Source organism: Kocuria palustris (genome assembly GCF_016907795.1).
Classification (GTDB): domain Bacteria; phylum Actinomycetota; class Actinomycetes; order Actinomycetales; family Micrococcaceae; genus Kocuria; species Kocuria palustris.
Map to the genome: position 1 here is coordinate 2169355 of NZ_JAFBCR010000001.1, position 21155 is coordinate 2190509.

Here is a 21155-nt window from a genome sequence, read left to right on the forward strand (position 1 = left end):
TAGGTCGCCGCGCCTGGCCCGGCCCCGGGGCGTCTGCACGTCGGCTGGACGGTCCCTGATCGCGGAGGCGGGCGCGGTCACCGCTATCCTGGCGCGTGAGACCACTCGAGCCCGCGAAACGCCCCGGGCACCGCGGTGCCGTCACCCCCGACCTTCACGCAGAAGAGGATCCATGGCCTCCCACCAGGACAAGGACGACTTCCGGGCTCAGGCCCGGGGGATCGCCGAGAAGCACGCCCAGGCCGACCAGCGGCAGAAGCGCCTCCTCCAGGGCGGCATCGCGCTGCTCGTGGTCGCGATCCTGGTGATCGCAGCGCTCGTGGTCTGGCAGGTGCGCTCCCAGCGCATCCCCGATTCCGGGCCCGTTCCCGCCAGCGCCAACCAGTGGGGCGGGATCGAGATGACCGCCGACGGCATCACGAAGGACTCCGCCGAATCGGACGAGGTCTCCGCCGACGATGCCGGCGACCCGCCCGAGACCCCGCCGGAGACCCCGGAGGCCGAGGGCATCGTCGAGCCGGGAACGGCCGCCGAGTCCGATGAGCCCGTGCAGATCGTGATCTGGCAAGACTTCGACTGCGTGCACTGCGCGGAGTTCGAGGAGGCCCACGCGGAGGACCTCGCGAAGGTCGTGGACTCGGGCGAGGCCACCGTCGAGTACCGCACGGTGAACTACCTGGACAACGCCACGTACTACTCCTCCCGCTCCGCGGCCGCCTTCTACGAGGTCGCGAACCAGGTGGGCACCGACGAGGCGCTCGCCTTCCAGGAGGAGATGTTCACGCACCAGGGCACCGGCGGGCTCGACGACGACGAGATCGTCGAGATCGCCTCCAAGCACGGCGCCGACATCGAGCAGGCCATGGACGATCAGGACTGGCGCCCGATGGTCGACTACACCTCCGCCACGGCGCAGGCCGACGGCGTGAACGGCACCCCCACCGCCATGGTCGACGGCGTGGTCTGGGAGCAGGGCTCGAGCCTCTCCGAGGCCGTCAAGGCCGCCGCCGAGGGCAAGGACCCGAACGACGCCGGCGGCGAGGCCTCGGACTCGGCTTCGGCCAGGGCCACGGAGTCGGCGTCCGCCTCCGCGTCGGGCTCCTCGACTGCCTCGGCGGAGCCCACCGAAGGCTGATTCCCCCTCGGACCGCGCGACCACGGCGCCCGTCGAGCCCAGGGCTCGACGGGCGCCGTCGTGTCATCCGGGTGCTCCCCGCTAGGATGGCAGGGTCCTTCAGCAGAGGACGCGCCTCCTTAGCTCAGTCGGCAGAGCAGCTGCCTTGTAAACAGCAGGTCGTCGGTTCGATTCCGACAGGGGGCTCCGCTTGTGCCAGCATGTGGCTCATGATCCTGGCAGCGCTGGACATGATGGTCCCCACCCACCAGAGCACGGGGCTGTGGCGCCATCCTCGCGCTCAGCCGGAGCAGTACCGGGACCTGAGGTTCTGGACCGCCCACGCACAGATGCTCGAGCGCGCCGGCTTCGACGCCCTGTTCCTGGCCGATGCCGCCGGGGTCTACGACGTCTTCGACGGCTCCGGGCGCACCGCCATCCGCTCCGGGATGCAGTACCCGGCGCTGGATCCCCTGACGGCCGTCAGCGCGCTCGCCGCAGCCACCACCACCCTCGGCTTCGGCGTGACGGCCTCGGTGAGCTACGAGCAGCCGTATCTGCTGGCGCGCCGCTTCGCGAGCCTGGACCACCTCACGGACGGGCGCATCGGCTGGAACATCGTGACCGGCTATCAGGAATCCGCCATGCGCAACCTCGGCGCCGGAGGCCAGCTGCCCCATGACGCCCGCTACGACCGGGCCGATGAGTTCATGGACGTGGTCTGCGCGCTGTGGGAGGGCACGTTCGAGCCGGGGGTGCTGCGCGCCGACGCCGAGTCCGGGATCTATCTCGACCCGGACCTCGTCCACGGGGCGGGTCATGAGGGCGAGCACTTCAGCGTCCCCGGACCCGCGCTCGTGGCGCCGGGCCCGCAGCGCACTCCATACCTCTTCCAGGCGGGCTCCTCGCCGCGCGGGATGGCCTTCGCCGCCCGGCATGCCGAGGCCATGTTCTTCTCCGGGACCTCGACAGCATCCGTCCGTCGACTCACGGACGCCGCGCGAGCCGGGTTGGAGCGGGAGGGCCGCGGGGCGGATGCTGCGCACATGCTGATGTCGATCACGGTGATCGCCGACAGCACCGACGCGGAGGCGGCCGAGCGCGCGGCATCCTACGCCCAGTTCGCCGACCGGCAGGCTGCCCTGGCGCTGTTCGCGGGCTGGACCGGGCTCGACCTGGCGCCGTTCGACCCGCAGACCCCCTTGGCGCAGGCGGTCGCGCAGCTGACTGGCGACGGCGCCATCGAGGGCAACCGCTCAGCGCTGCAGTCCTTCCTGGAGCTGGACCCTGACCGGGACTGGACGGTGGGGGAAGTGGCTGCGCACATGTGCCTGGGCGCTCGCGGCCCCGTCGTGATCGGCTCGGGCGCCACGGTCGCCGAGGAGCTCGAGCGCTGGATGGCCGAGGCCGGCGTGGACGGCTTCAACATCGACTACGGCCTGCGCGACGTGGATATGACGGCCTTCGCTGAGCACGTGAGCCCCGAGCTGCGCCGCCGCGGGCACCTGCCCGGGGGCGCCCGGCCAGGCTCGACGCTGCGCGGGAGGCTCACCGGCGCCGATCACCTGCCGAGCACCCACCCCGGGGCGGCGTTCCGGCGCTGAGGTGCCGCACAGCACGGAAGCGGCCCCCGACCATCCGGTCGGGGGCCGCTGGGGATCGAGGCGGGATCACTCGTCGGTGATCGCGACCTCCGCCTGCTCGCGGCGGCCGAAGGCCCACAGCAGCAGCTCGGACGGGGTGCCGCGCACGATGCGCACCGTCGTGGTCTTGGCCTTGCCCCCGGTCACGGAGCCGTAGCCGTTGGCCACCAGCAGGACGGAATCCTGCTCGGGACGCAGCAGAGCCTTGCCCATGAGCTTGAGGGCGGCCCAGAGGTCCCGCTCCTCCTCCTGCAGCAGCTGACGGCGGTGCCAGGTCTCCTGGGCTCGGCGCACGTCCTCGTGGTGGACGAAGAACTCGGCGGTGTTCATGCGCTTGTCCAGCGGGCCCAGTCGGGCTGGGGAGTAGAGGGCAGGCTTCTCGACCTTGGACACCAGCTCGCCCCAGTCCTGGCGGCGCAGCTGGGCGTCGGCCTCCTGGGCCCGCTTGCTCAGCACGGGGATCTTGGGCAGGACGGTGCCCGCGATGAGATCAGGGCGGGAGTCGCGCTCGATCAGGTGGACCGCGAGGTCACGGGTGACCCAGCCCTCGCACAGGGTGGGGGCATCCGGCCCCACGCGGCGCAGCAGGGCTGCCAGGTGACGGCGCTCGACGACGGCGAAATTGGTCACTTCATCTCCTCCCGGCGCGCTCCGGGTCGCCGGAGGCGCTCATGCGATGACTGATGCGATGCCTTCCTCCCCAACGTATCCGCGCACGCCGAGGGGAGGAACCGCACTCGTCGCATCGGCTCGAATGCACAGGACATTCCCACGGGGATCCGCCGCGGGACCGCCGAGCACCTGGCCCGGGCACGACGAAGGCCCTCCTCGATGGGCACTGCGCACCGAGGAGGGCCTTCGCGGCTCGACCCGGCTCAGACGTCCTTGCGGGTGCGGCTGACCACCTTGGCGCGGATGGACAGGAGCAGGATCACGGCGAGCAGCCCGTAGAGCACCCAGGTGATGGGGCCGTCGATCAGCACGGAGGGATCACCGGCGGAGGACACCAGCGCATCCCGCAGGGAGGTCTCGGCCAGCGGCCCGAGGACCATGCCGATGATCAGCGGCGCCATGGGGAAGTCGTTGAGCCGCATGACGAACGCGATCAGTCCGAGCACCAGCAGCAGGCCCAGGTCGAACAGGGCGCTCGACGACGCGTAGATGCCCAGCGCGCAGAAGACCATGATCCCGCCGTAGAGATACGGGGCGGGGATCAGCAGCAGCTTGGCCCAGACCTGTGCGAACGGCAGGTTGATGATCAGCAGGACCACCATGGCCACGAAGAAGCTGGCCAGCAGCGCCCAGACCAGGTCCGAGGAGCGCTCGAACAGCAGCGGGCCGGGCTGCAGGCCGTACTGCCGGAAGGCCGCCAGCATGATGGCCGCGGTGGCGGAGACCGGCAGGCCCAGGGCCAGCAGAGCGCCCATGGCCATGCCGGTGGTCGAGTTGCCGGCGGCCTCGGGTGCGGCCAGGCCGCGGATGGCCCCCTTGCCGAACTGGGGGTCCTTGCGGCGTCGATCCAGCGATCGCTCGGTGCCATAGGCCAGGAAGGTGGGGATCTCGGCGCCGCCGGCGGGGATCACGCCGAAGGGCAGGCCGATGGCGGTGCCGCGGCCCCAGGCCGGGGCCGCCTCCCGGAACTCCTTGCCCGACAGCCACGGACGGCCCTTGGAGGCGACCATGGTCCCCTGCGGGGTGTGCCGGGTGACGGTGGCGTAGTGGAAGACCTCGCCGAGAGCCAGCACGGCCACGGTGACGGTGACCAGCGAGATGCCGTCGAAGAGGTTCTGGGAATCGGCGGTGAAGCGAGGGATGCCGGTGACGGAGTCGATGCCGATCACCGCGATGCCCAGGCCGAGCAGCAGCGACAGCAGGCCCTTGACCGCCGAGTCGGTGACGACGGAGGACGTGGCCATGAAGGCGAACAGGGCCAGGGCGAAGTACTCGGCCGGTCCGAAGCTGGAGGAGAACCTGGCCAGCCAGGGCGCGACGAACACCAGCAGGATCGAGGCCGTGAAGCCGCCGACGAACGCGCCGATCGCGGCCGTGGCCAGGGCCTGGGGCGCTCTGCCGTCCTTGGCCATGCGATGGCCCTCGAATGTGGAGGCGATCGCCGATCCCTGCCCCGGAGTGTTCATGAGGATGCCCATGGTGGAGTCGCCGAACAGGCCGCCGAAGTAGACGCCCGAGAACATGATGAACGCGGCGGTGGGCTCGAGGGCGAAGGTCACGGGCAGCAGCAGCGCCACGGCCATGGAGGAGCCGAGCCCGGGGATGACGCCCACAGCGGTGCCCAGAAGGCACCCGGCGACGACCCAGAAGAGGTTGCTCAGCGTCAGGGCTCCGGCGAAGCCGTCGGCCAGAAGGGACAGGGATTCCATCAGAACGCACCTCCCAGGATGCCGGAGGGCAGGTTCAGGCCCAGCCCCATGTCGAAGCCGATGTAGGCCAGCGAGCTGACCGTCAGGCCCACCGCGAGCGAGGTCAGCGGGCTGCGGTTGCCGAACCCGCGGGCCACGAACCAGAAGAGCAGCGCCGCGGCCAGGACCCAGCCGAGCAGCCGCAGGGTGAGGATGAACAGGATGAACCCGCCGACGGTCCAGACCAGTGCGGGCCAGTCGAACGGCGCGGCCGACTCGGCGGCGGCCGCGGGCGCGGGGCCGCGACGGGAGCGGTTCCGGGCGATGCTCAGCAGCTCCAGGGCCGTCAGCGCGTAGATCAGCCCGGCGATGATCGCGGGGAAGAACCGGGGGCCCGGGAAGTCGGTGGAGTCCGTGACCTCGATCAGGAACAGGTTCACCGTCAGATAGGTCGCGAACGCGAGCAGGATCAGCGGAGTGAGCAGATCGCGGATCAGCGTGGTGCGCACCTCGGGCTCGGCGGAGGAGCTCGAAGGCGCTGCGGGGTCGCGGGGCTCGTCGGAGCCGTCGGCCCAGGGGGTCTCGGCGGCGGATGCTGAGGTGCTCATGAGCCCATCTCCTCGTACAGGCCGGAGATGCGCTCGCGCTCGGTCTCCAGGAAGTCGGTCAGCTCGTCGCCGAAGATCCGGTTCTCGGACCAGTGGTAGCGCTCCACGGCCTCGGCCCATTCGGGGGCGTCGATGGTCTCGAGGATCACGTCCTCCAGCTCGGCCTTCTCCTCTTCCGTGATTCCCGGAGGGGCTGCGAGCAGGCGCCAATTGGTCAGCGAGACGTCGTATCCCTGCTCCACGGCGGTGGGGATGTCGATGCCCTCGACCGGCTCGGGGGCCACCAGCGCCAGCGCGCGCAGGTTCCCGGCCTCGATCTGATCCACGTTGTCCGGGTAGCCGCCCGTGGCCGCCTTGGCGGTGCCGTTGAGCAGCGCCTGGATGGCCTCGCCGCCGCCGTCGGAGGACACGAACTGGAAGTTCGCCAGGTCCACCCCGGCCTTCAGCGCCAGATCGGTGATCACGAGCTCGTCGAACGAGCCGCCGCCGGTCCACGGGAGGGCCCCCGGGTCGTCCTTCCACGCCTTCACGAGGTCGTCGAGGCTCTCGTAGGGGGAGTCTCCGGGCACGACGATCACGCCGTACTCCTCGACCACGACGGCCAGAGGGGTGACGTCGTCGAGGGTCGCCTCCGTCTCGTACTGGATGGTCGCCGCGAGCTGGCCGGTGCCGCCGACCATCAGGGTCTGCGGGTCGCCCTCCATGTTGATGAGGTTGCTCAGCGCGATCGTGCCGCCGGCACCGGGCTGATTGACCACCTGGGTGTTGTTGATGATCTGGTTCTCGCGCTGGACCATCTGCATCTCACGGGCGATGGTGTCCCATCCGCCGCCGGCCGCGGCCGGGGCGATGATCGTGAGGTTCGAGCGAAGATCGGTTCCGGAGGTGCGCGAGGTGATCGAGCCGTAGGCCGCGGTCCCGAACGACCCGAGCGCCACGACCGCGCCCAGTCCCTTCAGAACGGCCCGACGGCCCGGGGGACCTGTCTGCGGTGTTTCCTGTGCTTCCACGGGAGGGCTCCTGCTGGTGCGTGGCGCAGCCGCAGGTCAGAGGTGGTGGCATCCCGACCCGCGGCTGATGATGTGCGCCATGCTACATGTGAACTCGCCCACAATCGCATCTGAGCCGAGCCCCCGCAGCGGCCGCGATCACAGCTGATCGAGCGAGCCGGTGAGGGCCTCGGGCTCCTCGGGAGGCTCCTCGCTGAACTGGCTCTCGTAGAGCGCCCGATAGGCCCCGGGGCGGGACATCAGCTCGTCGTGGGAGCCCTGCTCGATGATCCGGCCGCCGCTCATCACCAGGATCGTGTCCGCGTCGCGGATGGTGGAGAGGCGGTGGGCGATCACGAACGATGTGCGGCCACGGCGCAGCGCGGCCATGGCCTTCTGCACCGCGACCTCCGTGCGGGTGTCCACCGACGAGGTCGCCTCGTCCAGGATCAGCAGGGCCGGTGCTGCCAGGAAGGCGCGCGCGATCGTGATCAGCTGGCGCTCGCCGGCGGAGATGCTGCCGCCGTCGTTGTCCAGCACAGTCTCGTAGCCGTCGGGCAGGGAGCGCACGAACCGGTCCACCGAGGTGGCGCGGGCCGCCTCCTCGACCTCCTCGTCGGTGGCCTCGAGGCGCCCGTAGCGGATGTTCTCGCGGATGGTCCCGGTGAACAGCCACGCGTCCTGCAGCACCATGCCCACCTGCGAGCGCAGCTGCGCACGGGTCATCTCCCGGATGTCGGTGCCGTCCAGGGTGATGCGCCCGGAGTCGATCTCGTAGAAGCGCATCACCAGGTTGACCAGTGTGGTCTTGCCCGCGCCGGTGGGGCCCACGATCGCGACCGTGCGCCCCGGCTCGGCGGTGAAGGAGAGGTCCTCGATCAGCGGCTCGTCGGGCTGGTAGGAGAAGTCCACGTGCTCGAACTGCACGCGGCCCTCGATGCGCTCGGGCATCTGCGCCGGAGCGGACTCGGGCTCCTGCTCCGGGGCGTCCAGCAGCTCGAAGACGCGCTCGGCCGAGGCTACGCCCGACTGGATCTGGGTGGCCATCGAGGCGACCTGCGACAGGGGCTGGTTGAACTCACGCGAGTACTGGATGAAGGCCGTGGCCGCACCCAGCGTCATGGACCCCGACACCACGCGCATCCCGCCGACCACGGCGATGCCCACGTAGGACAGCCAGGAGACGAACTGCATGATCGGCATGATCGTCCCGGAGACGAACTGGGCGGAGAAGGCCGAGCGGTAGAGGTCGTCGTTGCGGCGATCGAAGTCCCGGGCCATGTCGTCCTCGCGCCCGAAGACGGTCACGAGCTGGTGGCCGGTGAAGTCCTCCTCGATCTGGCCGTTGAGGGCTCCGGTGGCCGCCCACTGCTTCCCGAAGTGCTTCTGGGCACGAGAGCCCACGATCCCGGCCGCGGCGGCGGACAGCGGCAGCGCGATCAGCGCCACGAGCGCCAGCTGCCAGGACAGCACGAACATCATGATCAGGATGCCGAGCACCCGCATGATGTTTTCGAGCAGTGACGAGAAGGTCTGCTGCAGCGCCGTCTGGACGTTGTCGACGTCGTTGGTCACCCGCGACATCACATCCCCGCGGCGGCGGGTGTCGAAGTAGCTCAGCGGGATCCGGTGCAGCTTGTCCTCGACCTGGGCGCGCAGGTCCCGGATGATCCGCACGGAGATCGTGTTGAGGATCCGGCCCTGGGCCCACTGCAGGACCGAGGCCACCAGGTACATGGCCAGCACGAGCATGATCAGCTGGCCCAGCCGACCGAAGTCCACTCCGGAGCCTGGGTCCAGCGTCATGGTCGAGAAGACGTCGGCCAGGGAGTCGCGCCCGTCGGCGCGCAGGCCGTCGACGACCTCCTGCTGCGTGGCATCCGGCGGGAGGTCCCGGGACAGCACACCGGCGAAGACGACGTTCGTGGCCTGGCCGAGCAGCATGGGCGCCAGCACGGAGAGCAGGACGGATCCCGTGATGAACACCAGCACCACGGCCAGCCCCGCCTTGAAGTCCATCATGAGGCCGCCGAGCCGGTGCACCGAGGGCCAGAAGCTGCGCGGCTTGCGCGCGGGAGCGCCGCCGCCCCAGCCGTCGTCAGCGGGAGCGTCATCCAGGTCGATCTCGGGGGAGATCAGGGAATCGTCCTTCAGGGCCTCGTCCCCGGCCGCGGCTTCGGCGTCGGCGCGTCCGCGGCGACGTGCAGAGGAGGTGCTGGGGCTCACCGGGCGGCCTCCGCTTCCGTGTCGGCCGAGGGATCCTCGGGACTGAGCTGGGAGTCCACGATCTCCCGGTAGGTGGCCGAGGACTCAAGCAGCTCGGCGTGGGTGCCGCGGGCGGTGATCCGGCCGTCGTCGAGCACGAGGATCTGATCGGCATCGAGCACGGTGGCCACGCGCTGGGCGACCACGATCTGGGTGACGTCGCGGGTCACGGGACGCAGCGCCGCCCGCAGCGCGGCATCCGTGGTGACGTCCAGGGCCGAGAACGAGTCGTCGAACAGGTGGACCACGGGATCCGCGATCAGCGCCCGTGCGATGGACAGGCGCTGGCGCTGCCCGCCCGAGACGGTCGTTCCGCCCTGGGACACGTTCGTCTCGAGCTGCTCGGGCATCCGGCGCACGAAATCGGCGGCCTGCGCGGTCTCCAGGGCCTCCCACAGCTGCTCGTCGGTGGCCTCGGGGCGCCCGAAGCGCAGGTTGGAGGCGATCGTCCCGGAGAACAGGTAGGGCTTCTGCGGCACGAGCGCCACGCGGCGCACGATCTCGCTGCGGGCCAGGCGCGAGGTCTCCGCCCCGTCGAGCAGGACCTGCCCGTGCGTGGGGTCGTCCAGGCGCGGGATGAGGTGCAGCAGCGTGGTCTTCCCGGCGCCCGTGGAGCCGATGATCGCGGTGGTGGTGCCCGGGCGGGCCGTGAAGCTGATGCCCTCCAGCACCGGGGCCTCCGCGCCGGGGTAGGAGTAGGAGACGTCCCGGAACTCGACGACGCCCTCGAGGCGCTGCGGGGCCTGCGGCTGCAGCGGTTCGTGGAGGCTCGTCTCCGTGCGCAGGACCTCTCCGATGCGCTCGGCGCTGACCATGGCCCGGGGGACCATCATCATCATGAACACGCCCATCATCAGGGCCATGAGGATCTGCAGCAGGTACTGCGTGAACGCCGTCATCTGCCCGACCTCGAGCAGCCCCTCATCCACGCGGTGGCCGCCGAACCACAGCACCGCGGCGGTGGCCAGGTGCAGGATCATCATGATCAGGGGGAACATCAGCACGAACAGCTGCCCGATGCGCAGGGAGATCCCGGAGAGCTCGTCGTTCACACCGGCGAAGCGCTGGCGCTCGTGATCCTCGCGCACGAAGGCCCGCACCACGCGCATGCCGACCACCTGCTCGCGCAGCACGCCGTTGATGTCGTCGATCCGGCCCTGCATGGAGCGGAACAGGGGCATGAGCCTGCGCATGATCAGCAGCAGCAGCACCACGAGCAGCGGGATCGCGACCCAGACCAGCCAGGACAGGCCGGGGTCCGTGCGCAGGGCCATGGCCAGGCCGCCGATGCTCATCAGCGGCGCGGTGATCATCATGGTCAGGCCCATCAGGGTCAGCATCTGGATCTGCTGGACGTCGTTCGTCCCGCGCGTGATCAGCGACGGTGTGCCGAAGCGGTCCATCTCGCGCCCGGAGAAGCGGGCGACCCGGCGCTGGACGGCGTGGCGCAGGTCGCGTCCGGTGCCCATGGCCACGCGCGCGCCGCAGTACACGGCCGCCACGGCAGTCACTGCCTGCAGCAGCGTCACACCGAGCATGACCAGACCCGTGGAGACGATCACCCCGGTGCGGCCCTGGGCCACCCCGCCGTCGATGATGCGCGCGTTGAGCGCGGGCAGCAGGAGGATCGTCATGGTCGCGGCCAGCTGCAGGACGACCGTTCCCAGGATCCAGCCGGGGTAGCGGCCCGCGTAGTCGCGGATCAGGCGCAGGAGCAAGCGGTGCCTCCAAGGGGGCGGACGAGGGGCGCAGGGGATGGGCGCGTCCGTCATCGATGACGGGGTGCGCGGAAGGGGCAGGGGCCCGGAAGCCGGGCCCGGCCGGAGACAGGATAGACCTTCGGACAGGGAGGCTCCCGATAGTCTCGGGGGCGACGCCCCGGGTCGCAGCGGCCCTGTCTCGGCTGCCGCGAAAGGACCGCGCACCGAGGAGGGGGCGAGGCACGGACTCGGGTCCCAGGAGGAATCGGCACATGTTCGCACAGGAGCGGCAGGCGGAGATCGCCGAGCTGGTCAGCACATCCCGTCGGGTCAGCGGCGCCGACCTGTCCCGGCGATTCGATGTGGCCATGGAGACCGTGCGCCGGGATCTGGCCGCGCTCGAGGCCGCGGGCAGGCTGCGTCGAGTGCACGGCGGGGCGGTCTCCCTCGACCGGCCGGCCTCCGTCGAGGCAGCGATCGCAGGGCGCGAGGCGCCGAAGTCCCCGGCCAAGCGGCGCATCGCCGCGGCTGCCGTGCGCCTGCTCGAGGCCGAGGGCGCGGTCACCGTCGTCCTGGATGCGGGCACCACGGTGGAGGCGGTGGCCGATGAGCTCGCGAACTGGCGGTCCGATGACTCCGAGCAGCCGCTGCAGGTGCTGACCCACGCGCTGCACGTGGCCGGGCGGCTGGCCGATCACCCGGACATCGAGCTCGACATGGTCGGCGGCGCTGTGCGCAAGCTCACCTGGGCGGCCGCCGGAGCCCGCACCGCCGGGCACTACTCCGACCACCGGGTGGACCTGGCGATCCTGGGCTGCTCGGGGGTCTCGGAGGGCTTCGGATTCTCCACGCCGCACGCGCCAGAGGCCGCGGTCAAGGCGGCGATCGCAGGGGCCGCCCGCCGGGTGGTCGTGGTCTGCGACGCCGAGAAGCACGGCCACGAGACGTTCTCGCGCTACGCCCATCTGAGCGAGATCGACGTCATGATCACCGACGCCGAGCCGCCGTCAGGGCTCGCCCGCGCCCTGGAGCGCGCCGGTGTGGAGGTCGTCATCGCCTGAAGGACGCGCAGGGGCGGTGCCGGGGTCCGAGCAGGGATCACCCGGTACGGTGGGAGGCCGAGACCCCTGTCCGCGAGCCCGGGCGGCGCGGGCCTGCTGTCGGCCCCCGTCCCGTCCTCGCCGAGACAGCCCCCGAGCGATCGTCCCGGGGCATGACCCGAAAGGAGCACCGTGCGCGCTTTCACCGCACGCTTCGCCACGACCCAGGAGATCGACGCCTGGGATGAGCATGTGCAGTCCAACCCGCGCGGAGGGGACCTGCTGCAGGCGTCCTCGTACGCCGACGTCAAGAAGGATCACGGCTGGCGGCCCGTGCACCTGGTCCACGAGCCGCGCGACGGATCGCAGCCGGTGTTCACGCTCGTGCTGGAGAAGGTCGTTCCGGGGCTGGGCACCCTCTGGTACATGGCCAAGGGCCCGTCGGTCGAGGCCGGCGAGGACCTGGTCGGCTTCGCCGAGGCTACGGAGGAGCTGATCCGCCGCAAGCGCCTGGGCGTCTTCATGGTCAAGATGGAGCCGGTGCTGCTGGATGACCCCGAGCTCACGTCCACCCTGGAGGACGCCGGCCTGGTGCATTCCTTCCCGATCCAGTCCAACGACTCGACCGCGCTGCTGGACACCGACCGCAGCGAGGACGAGGTCTTCAAGGCCCTGCACTCCCGCGGCCGCAACGCGGTGCGCCGCGCGATCCGGGAGGAGGCGCGCGTCGAGCGCGTGCCCGTCACGGAGGAGAACATGCAGGCCATGTTCGGGCTGATGCAGACCATCGGACAGGGCCACGCCAGCGTCATGCTGCGTCCGTACGAGTACTACCAGCGGTTCTGGACGAACTTCGACCAGGCCGGGCAGGGACGCCTGTACTTCGCCTACGAGGACGGCGAGCCCTCCGTCGGCGCCTTCGTGGTGGCCTTCGGGAGGCACGGCTTCTACAAGGACGGCGGGTCGAAGCCCCGGCGCAAGCAGTACGGCGATTCGCACCTGGTGCAGTGGACCGCGCTGACGGATCTCATGAAGGACCACGGGATCATCGACTACGACTTCGTGGGCACCCCGCCCAAGGACCGGGTCAAGGACAAGGAGCACCCGTTCCACGGGCTGGGGCTGTTCAAGACGTCGTTCACCAAGACCGTCATCGACTACACCGGCGTGTGGGATCAGCAGATCTCCCCCTGCCGGGCCCGCCTGTGGAACACCGTGATCGAGAAGGTCATGCGACGGCTGTGGGTCCGCTCCCGCAACGAGGCGTTCTACTGAGCCGACGACCGGCCCCCTGCCCGGCCTGCCCGGGTGCCCGTGCCGGATGACGCCGCACGGCGGCATCCGGCCCGATGCATGTCGGAACACACCATGGAGGAGAGTCCGCGGTGCCCCCAGCCACGCTCACCGGTTCCCTGACCAGCCTGACGGACGCATCCGAGCCGTCGGCTCTGCAGCCCTTCGGCCAGGAGGTCCGCCCCGGCTCCTATCCGAGCTCGGGATGGACGGACCTCGAGCAGCTGCCCGCGGATCCCTTCGGGCCGGACGCCCAGCTGAGCCTGCATCAGTTGCTCAGCGACGACGACCTGGCGCCGATCCGGGCCACCGAGGCCCAGGCCGGACGCGCCCAGGCCCTGGCGGACGGTCAGCTCGGCGATGTGCTGGCACCGCGCGTCGAGGCGCTTCCAGTGCTCACGACCGAGGCCATCGAGCGCGACCGGCTGCAGCGGCAGTCGCCCGCCCAGACCGTCCCGATCGCCACGACGAGCCGTCGGCGCGCCTCACAGGAGTCCACGGGCCCGGTCTCGCGCCCGGACACCTCGATGCTGCCGGCCGTCGAGCCGACGGGTCTCGGCAGCCAGCCGACCACGCAGATGCAGACGGCGGCCTACCCGTCGTCGAGCTCCGCAGCGACGGCACCGCAGCCGCGGCGCTCGCGTCGCGTGCTCGAGTCGATCATGAAGCGCGACGCAGGGATGACCGCCGCCATGCCCATGGTCGAGCGGCTCACGGCCAGCCCGTTCGCGGGCCTGCGCCGGTACGCGAGCTCGGATGACCGAGAGGCCCGGCGCACCCTGAATTTCGCCCTGCGCCTGGCGGAGACGATGTTCCACTACGGCGCCGACGCACTGGACGTCGAGAACGCGGTCGTGGCCGTGTGCGCGACCTACGGCGTGGAGAACATCGAGGTCGACATCACCAACCAGTCGGTCACGATCAACTACGTCGCAGACGTCTCCGGCCTCGATGCCTCCGCGACCCGCGAGGACGTGTTCAACCACGCCGACACCACGAGCCACACCGTCATGCGCGTGGTGCGCTCGTCGTCGGACAACTACTCCGGTCTGGCGGACACGCACCGGCTGGTCACGGAGATCAGCCGAGGGAGGATGTCGCGCGAGGAGGCCCGCGAGCGGCTCCAGGCCATCAACTCCCGGCCCAAGCCCTACCCCAACTGGGTGGTCTCCCTGGCCACCATGGCTGCGGCATTCGCCATCACCCTGGGCATCGGCGGCGGCCTCACGGGCGCCACGATCTCGATGCTCTCGGCCGGCATGGTGGGCAAGATCGGGGCCGTGATGGGCCGACGCCGCGTGCCGGAGTTCTTCACCATGGTGGTCTCGGCCTTCGTCATCACCGTCATGGCGCTGCTGGGCTCCCAGATCGGCATCGAGATGTCGCCCCCGAAGGTGATCGCGGCCGGTCTGATCATGCTGATGCCCACCACCAGGTTCATGTCGACCATGCACGACGCGATCTCGGGCTTCCCCGTCACGGCCGCAGGGCGCGCGCTGTCCACGGGCATGGCCTTCGCAGGGATCGTCGCGGGGATCTACACGGGCATCGCGGTCATGGGGCTGATGGGCCAGGGAGGGCTGGACATCTCCCAGACGCAGTTCGAGCCGGCGGCGCCCTACTTCAACATCATCTGCATGACGCTGGCAGCCGGGCTGATCGCGATCAGCCTGCAGGCCTCGGCGCGGCACCTGCTGCCCGCCATGGTCGCCGGGCTCGGTGGCCTGCTGGCCTATCACCTGGTGGGGTGGGTCGGACTCGACGCGCGCCTGCAGGTGGTCTTCGGGGCCACGATGACGGGCGTGATCGGCGCCTACATCGCCGGGCGGCACCGCATCCCGTCCCTGGTGCTCGCGGTGCCGGGCATGACGTTCCTGCTGCCCGGGCTGTCGTTCTTCCGCGGCATGTACGCAGTGACGATCGAGGCCGAGACCACGGGCCACGGCGTCGTGTCGCTGGTGACGGCCATGACCACGATCCTGTCGATGGCCGCCGGGCTGGTCCTGGGCCAGCTGCTGATGCGCCCGTTCGTGCTCTCGGAGGACGCCCGGATCGGCATGCGCCGCAACCGCCGCCGCTGACCGACCCCGCCTGCGCAGACGACGACGGCCGCGCACCCTCGCATGAGCAGGTGCGCGGCCGTCGTGCTGTGCGAGGGGAAGGGGATCAGACCTTGCCGACCGGGGTCTTCTTCTCGGCCTGGAAGGCGTCCTCGTCGCGGCCGCGGGCCCAGTAGCCCGACAGCGAGACCTGCGCCCGGTCCAGGCCGTGCTCCTCGAACAGGACGGGTCGGAGGGCCTTCATGGCCTCGCGCTCGCCGTGGGCGAAGACCTGGATGCCGTCCGTCGTGCCGGGCCACTGCGCCGTGCGCGCGGCCTCGACCAGGGCGGGGAAGCCGGCGGGGGCCTCGGCGCGGTGGATCCAGCGCAGGCTCCAGCCCGAGGGCACCTGGATGTCCAGGTGGTGATCGGCGTCCTGGACCTCGAGCAGGATCTCTCCGCGGGCGTCCTCCGGCATGGCCTCGACGTTGGCGAGCACCGCGGGGATCGCGGCCTCGTCGCCGAGCATGAGGCTCCAGGAGGCCTGTGGGTCGGGGATCCACTTGCCGCCGGGACCCACAGCGACGATCGTGTCGCCGGGCTGCGCTCCGGCCGCCCACGGCCCGGCCCAGCCGGAGTCGCCGTGCAGCGCGACGTCGATCCACAGCTGCCCGGCCTCGAGGTCCACGTGGCGCAGCGTCATGTGCCGGGTCACGGGAAGGTGCTCGCGCGGAAGCGTCTCGCGCAGGCTCCAGTAGTCGGGATGATCTCCCAGGCCCAGCTCGGGATCGAAGAACACGAGCTTGCAGTACTTCTCCGGCGGCTCGATGTCCCGGAAGGAGCTCGGATCGCCGATCGAGGCCACGATGCGCACCATCGACGGGGAGAGCTCCAGGCGCTGCACGACGGTCAGGTCGATCTGCGCCTTCGGCGGCTTTGCGGGAGCGGGCTGGTGCTGGGCGGGGTCGTCAGTCATGAGGCTCACCTTACCGACCAGTCGATCGGAGCCGCCCCCTGCTCCTCGAGCAGACGGTTGACCTGGGAGAACGGCCGCGAACCGAAGAAGCCGCGGGAGGCGGACAGGGGAGAGGGGTGCGTGGACTCCACGGTCGGGGCCGGGGCGAGCCAGGGGGCGCACTGGCGTGCGGGGCGTCCCCACAGCAGGCCCACGAGCGGGCCGCCGCGGGCCGCCAGGGCCCGGACCGCGCATTCGGTGACGGCCTCCCACCCCTTGCCGTGGTGGGAGGCAGGCACTCCGTCGCGCACCGTGAGGCACCTGTTGAGCAGCATGACACCCTGGCGGCTCCATGCGCTGAGGTCCCCGTTCTCGGCCGGGGCGATCCCCAGGTCGTCGTGCAGCTCGCGGTAGATGTTCTGCAGGGACCGCGGCAGGGGGCGGACGTCCGGACGCACCGAGAACGACAGCCCCATGGCGTGGCCCGGGGTGGGGTACGGGTCCTGGCCCAGGACCAGCACGCGGACCTCGGCCATCGGCTCCTGGAAGGCCCGCAGGATCTCCGGGCCCGGCGGGAAGGTGCGCTGGCCCTGCGCATGCTCCTGGCGCAGGAAGTCGCCCATCCCGTGGATCGCGTCCTCCACGGGGCGCAGGGCCTCGGCCCAGTCCTCGGCCATGATCTCGGCGAGCTCGGGGCGGTCTGCGGAATCGGTGCTGGTCATGCGGACCACTCTAGGGACCGCCGCCCACGACGCCGGGGGGCGCCCCGCTGCGCTGTCGTGGCCGCGTTCTACAGTGGCGGCATGAGCGAGTCGAGCATGCCCACCGATCAGCGTCCCCTCGCCCTCGTCACCGGTGCCACCGGCGGCATCGGCCGGGCGGTCGTCGAGTCCCTGGCGGTCGATCACCGGGTCCTGGCCGTGGGCCGCGATGAGCACGCCCTGGCGCAGCTGCCGGAGGGGGCCGAGCCCGTGCGCGCCGAGCTCACGGACTTCCAGGCCCTGCCCGAGCTCGTGGACGGGCTCGAGCGGCTTGATGTCCTGGTCCACTGCGCCGCCCTGGGCCACCGGCTCTCGGTCGAGGACTCCCGCCCCCAGGACTGGCAGGCGCAGCTGGAGCTCAACGTCATGGTCCCCGCCGAGCTGACCCGGCTGGCCCTGCCCGCGCTGCGCCGCGCGCAGGGAACCGTGGTGCTCGTGAACTCCGGCGCCGGCTTCACCGCCAGCGGCGGCAACGCGGTCTACGCGGCCTCCAAGTTCGCGCTGAGGGCGCTGGCGGACTCGCTGCGCCAGGAGCTCGAACCGGACCTCGTGCGGGTGGCCTCGGTGCACCCCGGCCCCACGGACACCGAGATGCTGCGGGGGATCCACGACTCGATCGGGAAGCAGCACCGCCCGGAGGAGTACATCCTCCCCGAGTCGGTGGGCCGGGCCGTGCGTGCGGTCGTAGATGCCTCCCCGGATGTGCAGCTCACCTCGGTCTCGGTGCGCCCGCGCCAGGAGCAGCGCTGATGGGCGCGCAGGCGGGGGAGCTGGACGAGCAGCAGCGGGCGATCCTCGACCTGGAGAAGCGGCGCTTCAAGTACCAGGGGGCCAAGGAGCGGGCCATCGGCGCGCAGCTCGGGATGCCCGTGACGGAGTACTACCAGCGGCTCAACGCGCTGCTGGACACGGAGGCCGCCTGGGCGGCCGAGCCCGTCCTGGTGCGGCGGCTGCGCGAGCTGAGGGACTCGTGAGCGCGGTCCCGGCGGCTCGTCGCGGCGCATGAACGGGCTCCCGGATGGAAGGATGGCGCGCATGAGCGAACAGCCCCCGTGGTCCGATCCCGACCTGCATCCCCGCGACGTCTTCGACGACGTCCCGGAGGGCGGCCCTCGGCAGGGCGCGCACCGGCCCCGGGAGGCCGCAGCCCCCAAGACACCCGGGAGCCTGAAGGCCATGGTCATCGTGGGCTCCCTCGGCCTGCTGCTGGGCGCCTGCGCCTACGTCTTCTCGACCGTGAACCAGGACCGCGGCTCGAGCGCCGTCCAGGGCTCCGAGGACCAGGTCGCCGAGGATCCGAGCGGGTCGGCCGGGGCGGAGGACGGGGCGAGCGCCTCCGCCGCTCCCGAGGACGCCGAGCAGGTGGGCATCTTCAACGCCACCGACCTCGACGGCGTGGCCGGCGCTGCCAGTGAGGACCTCACGGCGCTGGACTGGGAGGTCATCGCCACCGGCAACTGGGGCATGCCCGTGGACGAGAGCGTGGTCTACTACGCGAGCGACGGCGTCACCGGGGACACCGAGGAGCAGGCCCGGCTCGTGGCCGATGCCCTGGGGATCGAGCAGGTCCAGGCCGACGACGCCATCGCCTATCCGCTGGTGGCAGTGATCGGAGACGACCTCGGCGAGGAGCTGGTGGGCGCAGGCCAGGAGCAGTCCTCCGCGCAGGGCGCCGCCGAGCTCCCGCAGGAAGGCGCCGGCGCCCAGGCGCTGGCGGCCGATCCGGCGGAGGCCCTCCGATGAGCGCGGCGGGGAACTCGCGCGCTGTCGAGCCGCTGGCCGTCGAGGGCCGGCGCGTGCGCCTGCGCGACTGGCGCGCCGATGACCTCCCCGTCTACGAGCGGTGGATCATGCCCCCGCCCGGCGGCGGCGAGCACGAGTGGCAGCGCACGGACGGGCCCTTCTACCCCAACTTCACCGCAGAATCGGCCCAGCGCTGGCTCGGGAAGCTGACGGAGCGGGTGCGCCAGGGCGACTGGCCCGCAGTGCGCGACACCGCGGTGATCGCCGAGCAGGGCACCGACCGGTTCCTGGGGCAGGTCTCCTGGTATCACGCGGAGGCCCCCACGGAGGATCCGGGTACGGGCACGCATCTGCTGCCGCTGCACTCGATCGGCGTGGCGATCTACCCGCCGGAGTACTGGTCCGGTGGGTACGGCTCGGAGGCCCTGCGCCTGTGGGTCGACCTGCTGTTCCGGACCAGCGGCGCCGACCGCGTCGACCTGGAGACCTGGAGCGGCAATCGCGGCATGTGCCGGGTGGCCCGGAAGCTCGGCTTCACCGAGGAGGCGCGGATCCGCAGGGCTCGTAAGGTGGCGGGGGAGCACTACGACCGGATGATCTACGGCATTCTGCGCGAGGAGTGGGAGCAGGTGCCGTGGCACGGGGCGTCCGCCCACGGTGAACCCTGAGCCGAACGCGCTCAGGGGTTTGCACTCGCAGGGGCCGAGTGCCAATAATGGACTTGGCACTCAGTCGAGCAGACTGCCAGCCGGCCCCGCTGCGGTCGGCGCAGCCGCTCGACCACGAAGTGGAAGCCACCGTCTCTCTGAGGGGCAGGCTCGGCGGGCAGATCCCGCAGGAGCCGGCGCCCCGTCCGTCGCGGGCAGCGGGTCGGTGGGAGTCAGACTGAACGTCCAGGAGGGACGAACACATGGCAAAGCTCATCGCATTCGACGAGGAGGCCCGCCGCGGTCTCGAGCGCGGCCTCAACACCCTGGCTGACGCCGTCAAGGTCACGCTCGGCCCGCGCGGCCGCAACGTCGTCCTGGAGAAGTCCTGGGGCGCTCCCACGATCACCAACGACGGCGTGTCCATCGCCAAGGAGATCGAGCTCGAGGACCCCTACGAGAAGATCGGCGCCGAGCTCGTCAAGGAGGTCGCCAAGAAGACCGATGACGTCGCCGGCGACGGCACCACCACCGCCACCGTGCTCGCCCAGGCGCTCGTGCGCGAGGGCCTGCGCAACGTGGCTGCCGGTGCTGACCCGCTCTCGCTCAAGCGCGGCATCGAGAAGGCCGTCGAGGCCGTCACCGCCGAGCTGCTCAGCTCCGCCAAGGAGATCGAGACCGAGGAGCAGATCGCGGCCACCGCGTCCATCTCGGCCGCGGATCCGGAGATCGGCCGCCTCATCGCCCAGGCCATGGAGAAGGTCGGCAAGGAGGGCGTGATCACGGTCGAGGAGTCCAACACCTTCGGGCTGGACCTCGAGCTGACCGAGGGCATGCGCTTCGACAAGGGCTACCTCTCCGGCTACTTCGTCACGGACGCCGACCGCCAGGAGGCCGTCCTCGAAGATCCCTACATCCTCATCGTCAACTCGAAGATCTCGGCCGTGAAGGATCTCGTCCCGGTCCTGGAGAAGGTCATCCAGTCGGGCAAGCCGCTGATGATCATCGCCGAGGACGTCGAGGGCGAGGCGCTGGCCATGCTGGTGCTGAACAAGATGCGCGGCTCCGTGAAGTCCGTGGCCGTCAAGGCTCCGGGCTTCGGCGACCGCCGCAAGGCCCAGCTGGCGGACATCGCCATCCTGACCGGCGGCCAGGTCATCACCGAGGAGGTCGGCCTCTCGCTCGAGACCGCCACCCTGGACCTGCTGGGCACCGCCCGCAAGGTCGTCGTGACCAAGGACGAGACCACCATCGTCGACGGCGCCGGCTCCGCCGAGGAGATCGAGGGCCGCGTGGCCCAGATCCGCGCCGAGATCGAGAACTCGGACTCGGACTACGACCGCGAGAAGCTGCAGGAGCGCCTGGCCAAGCTGGCCGGCGGCGTCGCCGTGCTGAAGGCCGGCGCGGCCACCGAGGTCGAGCTCAAGGAGCGCAAGCACCGCATCGAGGACGCTGTGCGCAACGCCAAGGCCGCTGTGGAGGAGGGCATCGTCGCCGGCGGCGGCGTCGCCCTGATCCAGGCCGGCGAGACCGCCTTCGGCCAGCTGCAGCTCAGCGGCGACGAGGCCACCGGCGCGAACATCGTGAAGGTCGCCATCGACGCTCCGCTCAAGCAGATCGCCTTCAACGCCGGGCTCGAGCCGGGCGTCGTGGCGGCCAAGGTGCGCGGCCTCGAGAAGGGCTGGGGCCTCAACGCGGCCACCGGCGAGTACGAGGACCTCTTGGCCGCGGGCATCAACGACCCGGTCAAGGTCACCCGCTCCGCCCTGCAGAACGCCGGCTCGATCGCCGGTCTGTTCCTCACCACCGAGGCCGTCGTGGCGGACAAGCCGGAGCCGGCCGGTGCCGGCGGCGGCGAGGACCCCATGGGCGGCATGGGCGGCATGATGTGATGACGCCTCGGCGTCATCGCTGAACGCGCCTGAGCGCAGCCCAGCGAGTCCGACGGGCCCCGTCTCCCACCTCGGGAGGCGGGGCCCGTCGTCATGTCCGGGGGTG

Annotated in this window: 18 protein-coding genes and 1 tRNA gene; 11 read left to right on the forward strand and 8 right to left on the reverse strand. The window is 70.9% G+C overall.

Annotated features, from left to right (window positions below; genetic code table 11):
* Positions 1-172 precede the first annotated feature (172 nt).
* The 3 genes from JOE55_RS09620 (at position 173) to JOE55_RS09630 (ending at position 2718) form a co-directional block, all read left to right on the forward strand.
* Positions 173-1135 carry a DsbA family protein gene (locus tag JOE55_RS09620; RefSeq protein WP_204782761.1) on the forward strand — a complete coding sequence of 321 codons (963 nt, stop codon included), beginning with the start codon at positions 173-175 and terminating at the stop codon, positions 1133-1135.
* A gap of 113 nt (positions 1136-1248) precedes the next feature.
* Positions 1249-1321 (forward strand) — tRNA-Thr (locus JOE55_RS09625).
* Positions 1322-1344: 23 nt separating this feature from the next.
* Positions 1345-2718 (forward strand): NtaA/DmoA family FMN-dependent monooxygenase, encoded by a 1374-nt coding sequence (locus JOE55_RS09630; protein ID WP_204782762.1) that lies wholly within the window; start codon positions 1345-1347, stop codon positions 2716-2718.
* A gap of 66 nt (positions 2719-2784) precedes the next feature.
* On the opposite strand, the gene JOE55_RS09635 is transcribed toward JOE55_RS09630, so the two are convergent.
* The 6 genes from JOE55_RS09635 to JOE55_RS09660 form a co-directional block, all read right to left on the reverse strand.
* Entirely contained in the window at positions 2785-3387 is a 603-nt protein-coding gene (locus JOE55_RS09635) for a TIGR03085 family metal-binding protein (RefSeq protein WP_006215596.1), read from the reverse strand.
* 245 nt (positions 3388-3632) lie between these two features.
* Positions 3633-5138 carry a tripartite tricarboxylate transporter permease gene (locus JOE55_RS09640; protein ID WP_024289102.1) on the reverse strand — a complete coding sequence of 502 codons (1506 nt, stop codon included), beginning with the start codon at positions 5136-5138 and terminating at the stop codon, positions 3633-3635.
* Positions 5138-5725 (reverse strand): tripartite tricarboxylate transporter TctB family protein, encoded by a 588-nt coding sequence (locus JOE55_RS09645; RefSeq protein WP_006215594.1) that lies wholly within the window; start codon positions 5723-5725, stop codon positions 5138-5140. The genes JOE55_RS09640 and JOE55_RS09645 overlap by 1 nt, the downstream gene beginning before the upstream one ends.
* Positions 5722-6735 (reverse strand): tripartite tricarboxylate transporter substrate-binding protein, encoded by a 1014-nt coding sequence (locus JOE55_RS09650; protein ID WP_204782763.1) that lies wholly within the window; start codon positions 6733-6735, stop codon positions 5722-5724. Before JOE55_RS09650 ends, JOE55_RS09645 begins: the two co-directional genes overlap by 4 nt.
* A 138-nt stretch (positions 6736-6873) precedes the next feature.
* The gene (locus JOE55_RS09655; RefSeq protein ID WP_204782764.1) at positions 6874-8940 is read right to left on the reverse strand and encodes an ABC transporter ATP-binding protein; all 2067 of its coding nucleotides are present in this window, start codon (positions 8938-8940) and stop codon (positions 6874-6876) included.
* Complete coding sequence (locus tag JOE55_RS09660; protein WP_006215591.1) at positions 8937-10697, reverse strand: ABC transporter ATP-binding protein; 1761 nt, start codon at positions 10695-10697, stop codon at positions 8937-8939. The genes JOE55_RS09655 and JOE55_RS09660 overlap by 4 nt, the downstream gene beginning before the upstream one ends.
* A gap of 254 nt (positions 10698-10951) precedes the next feature.
* Between JOE55_RS09660 and JOE55_RS09665 the strand changes: the two genes are divergently transcribed.
* From JOE55_RS09665 to JOE55_RS09675, 3 genes are all read left to right on the forward strand, one after another.
* Positions 10952-11740, forward strand: coding sequence for a DeoR/GlpR family DNA-binding transcription regulator (locus JOE55_RS09665; protein ID WP_024289098.1), 789 nt, complete (start codon positions 10952-10954; stop codon positions 11738-11740).
* Positions 11741-11911: 171 nt separating this feature from the next.
* Positions 11912-12994: a peptidoglycan bridge formation glycyltransferase FemA/FemB family protein gene (locus tag JOE55_RS09670; protein WP_024289097.1), complete on the forward strand. Its 1083-nt coding sequence runs from the start codon at positions 11912-11914 to the stop codon at positions 12992-12994.
* 110 nt (positions 12995-13104) lie between these two features.
* Positions 13105-15093, forward strand: a complete 1989-nt coding sequence (locus tag JOE55_RS09675) for a threonine/serine exporter family protein (RefSeq protein ID WP_338125469.1) — start codon at positions 13105-13107, stop codon at positions 15091-15093.
* Positions 15094-15178: 85 nt separating this feature from the next.
* On the opposite strand, the gene JOE55_RS09680 is transcribed toward JOE55_RS09675, so the two are convergent.
* Positions 15179-16027, reverse strand: coding sequence for a siderophore-interacting protein (locus JOE55_RS09680; protein WP_053448184.1), 849 nt, complete (start codon positions 16025-16027; stop codon positions 15179-15181).
* A 5-nt stretch (positions 16028-16032) separates the two neighbouring features.
* Positions 16033-16728, reverse strand: a complete 696-nt coding sequence (locus tag JOE55_RS09685; protein WP_204782766.1) for a uracil-DNA glycosylase — start codon at positions 16726-16728, stop codon at positions 16033-16035.
* An 81-nt stretch (positions 16729-16809) separates the two neighbouring features.
* Here JOE55_RS09685 and JOE55_RS09690 point away from each other — a divergent pair, with 81 nt between their 5' ends.
* From JOE55_RS09690 to groL, 5 genes are all read left to right on the forward strand, one after another.
* Complete coding sequence (locus JOE55_RS09690; RefSeq protein ID WP_024289093.1) at positions 16810-17517, forward strand: SDR family oxidoreductase; 708 nt, start codon at positions 16810-16812, stop codon at positions 17515-17517.
* Positions 17517-17741 (forward strand): DUF3263 domain-containing protein, encoded by a 225-nt coding sequence (locus JOE55_RS09695; RefSeq protein WP_006215584.1) that lies wholly within the window; start codon positions 17517-17519, stop codon positions 17739-17741. Before JOE55_RS09690 ends, JOE55_RS09695 begins: the two co-directional genes overlap by 1 nt.
* A 61-nt stretch (positions 17742-17802) precedes the next feature.
* Positions 17803-18510 (forward strand): LytR C-terminal domain-containing protein, encoded by a 708-nt coding sequence (locus tag JOE55_RS09700; protein ID WP_006215583.1) that lies wholly within the window; start codon positions 17803-17805, stop codon positions 18508-18510.
* Positions 18507-19178, forward strand: a complete 672-nt coding sequence (locus JOE55_RS09705) for a GNAT family N-acetyltransferase (protein WP_024289092.1) — start codon at positions 18507-18509, stop codon at positions 19176-19178. The genes JOE55_RS09700 and JOE55_RS09705 overlap by 4 nt, the downstream gene beginning before the upstream one ends.
* 242 nt (positions 19179-19420) lie before the next feature.
* The gene (gene groL / locus JOE55_RS09710; RefSeq protein WP_006215581.1) at positions 19421-21049 is read left to right on the forward strand and encodes a chaperonin GroEL; all 1629 of its coding nucleotides are present in this window, start codon (positions 19421-19423) and stop codon (positions 21047-21049) included.
* The last annotated feature ends 106 nt before the right edge of the window (positions 21050-21155 follow it).

Bases quoted from the DNA above. Each gene is read 5' to 3' on its own strand.
- JOE55_RS09620 (WP_204782761.1), top strand. From the start codon at position 173: ATGGCCTCCCACCAGGACAAGGACGACTTCCGGGCTCAGGCCCGGGGG.
- JOE55_RS09630 (WP_204782762.1), top strand. From the start codon at position 1,345: ATGATCCTGGCAGCGCTGGACATGATGGTCCCCACCCACCAGAGCACG.
- JOE55_RS09640 (WP_024289102.1), bottom strand. From the start codon at position 5,138: ATGGAATCCCTGTCCCTTCTGGCCGACGGCTTCGCCGGAGCCCTGACG.
- JOE55_RS09645 (WP_006215594.1), bottom strand. From the start codon at position 5,725: ATGAGCACCTCAGCATCCGCCGCCGAGACCCCCTGGGCCGACGGCTCC.
- JOE55_RS09665 (WP_024289098.1), top strand. From the start codon at position 10,952: ATGTTCGCACAGGAGCGGCAGGCGGAGATCGCCGAGCTGGTCAGCACA.
- JOE55_RS09680 (WP_053448184.1), bottom strand. From the start codon at position 16,027: ATGACTGACGACCCCGCCCAGCACCAGCCCGCTCCCGCAAAGCCGCCG.
- JOE55_RS09685 (WP_204782766.1), bottom strand. From the start codon at position 16,728: ATGACCAGCACCGATTCCGCAGACCGCCCCGAGCTCGCCGAGATCATG.
- JOE55_RS09690 (WP_024289093.1), top strand. From the start codon at position 16,810: ATGAGCGAGTCGAGCATGCCCACCGATCAGCGTCCCCTCGCCCTCGTC.
- JOE55_RS09695 (WP_006215584.1), top strand. From the start codon at position 17,517: ATGGGCGCGCAGGCGGGGGAGCTGGACGAGCAGCAGCGGGCGATCCTC.
- JOE55_RS09700 (WP_006215583.1), top strand. From the start codon at position 17,803: ATGAGCGAACAGCCCCCGTGGTCCGATCCCGACCTGCATCCCCGCGAC.
- JOE55_RS09705 (WP_024289092.1), top strand. From the start codon at position 18,507: ATGAGCGCGGCGGGGAACTCGCGCGCTGTCGAGCCGCTGGCCGTCGAG.
- groL (WP_006215581.1), top strand. From the start codon at position 19,421: ATGGCAAAGCTCATCGCATTCGACGAGGAGGCCCGCCGCGGTCTCGAG.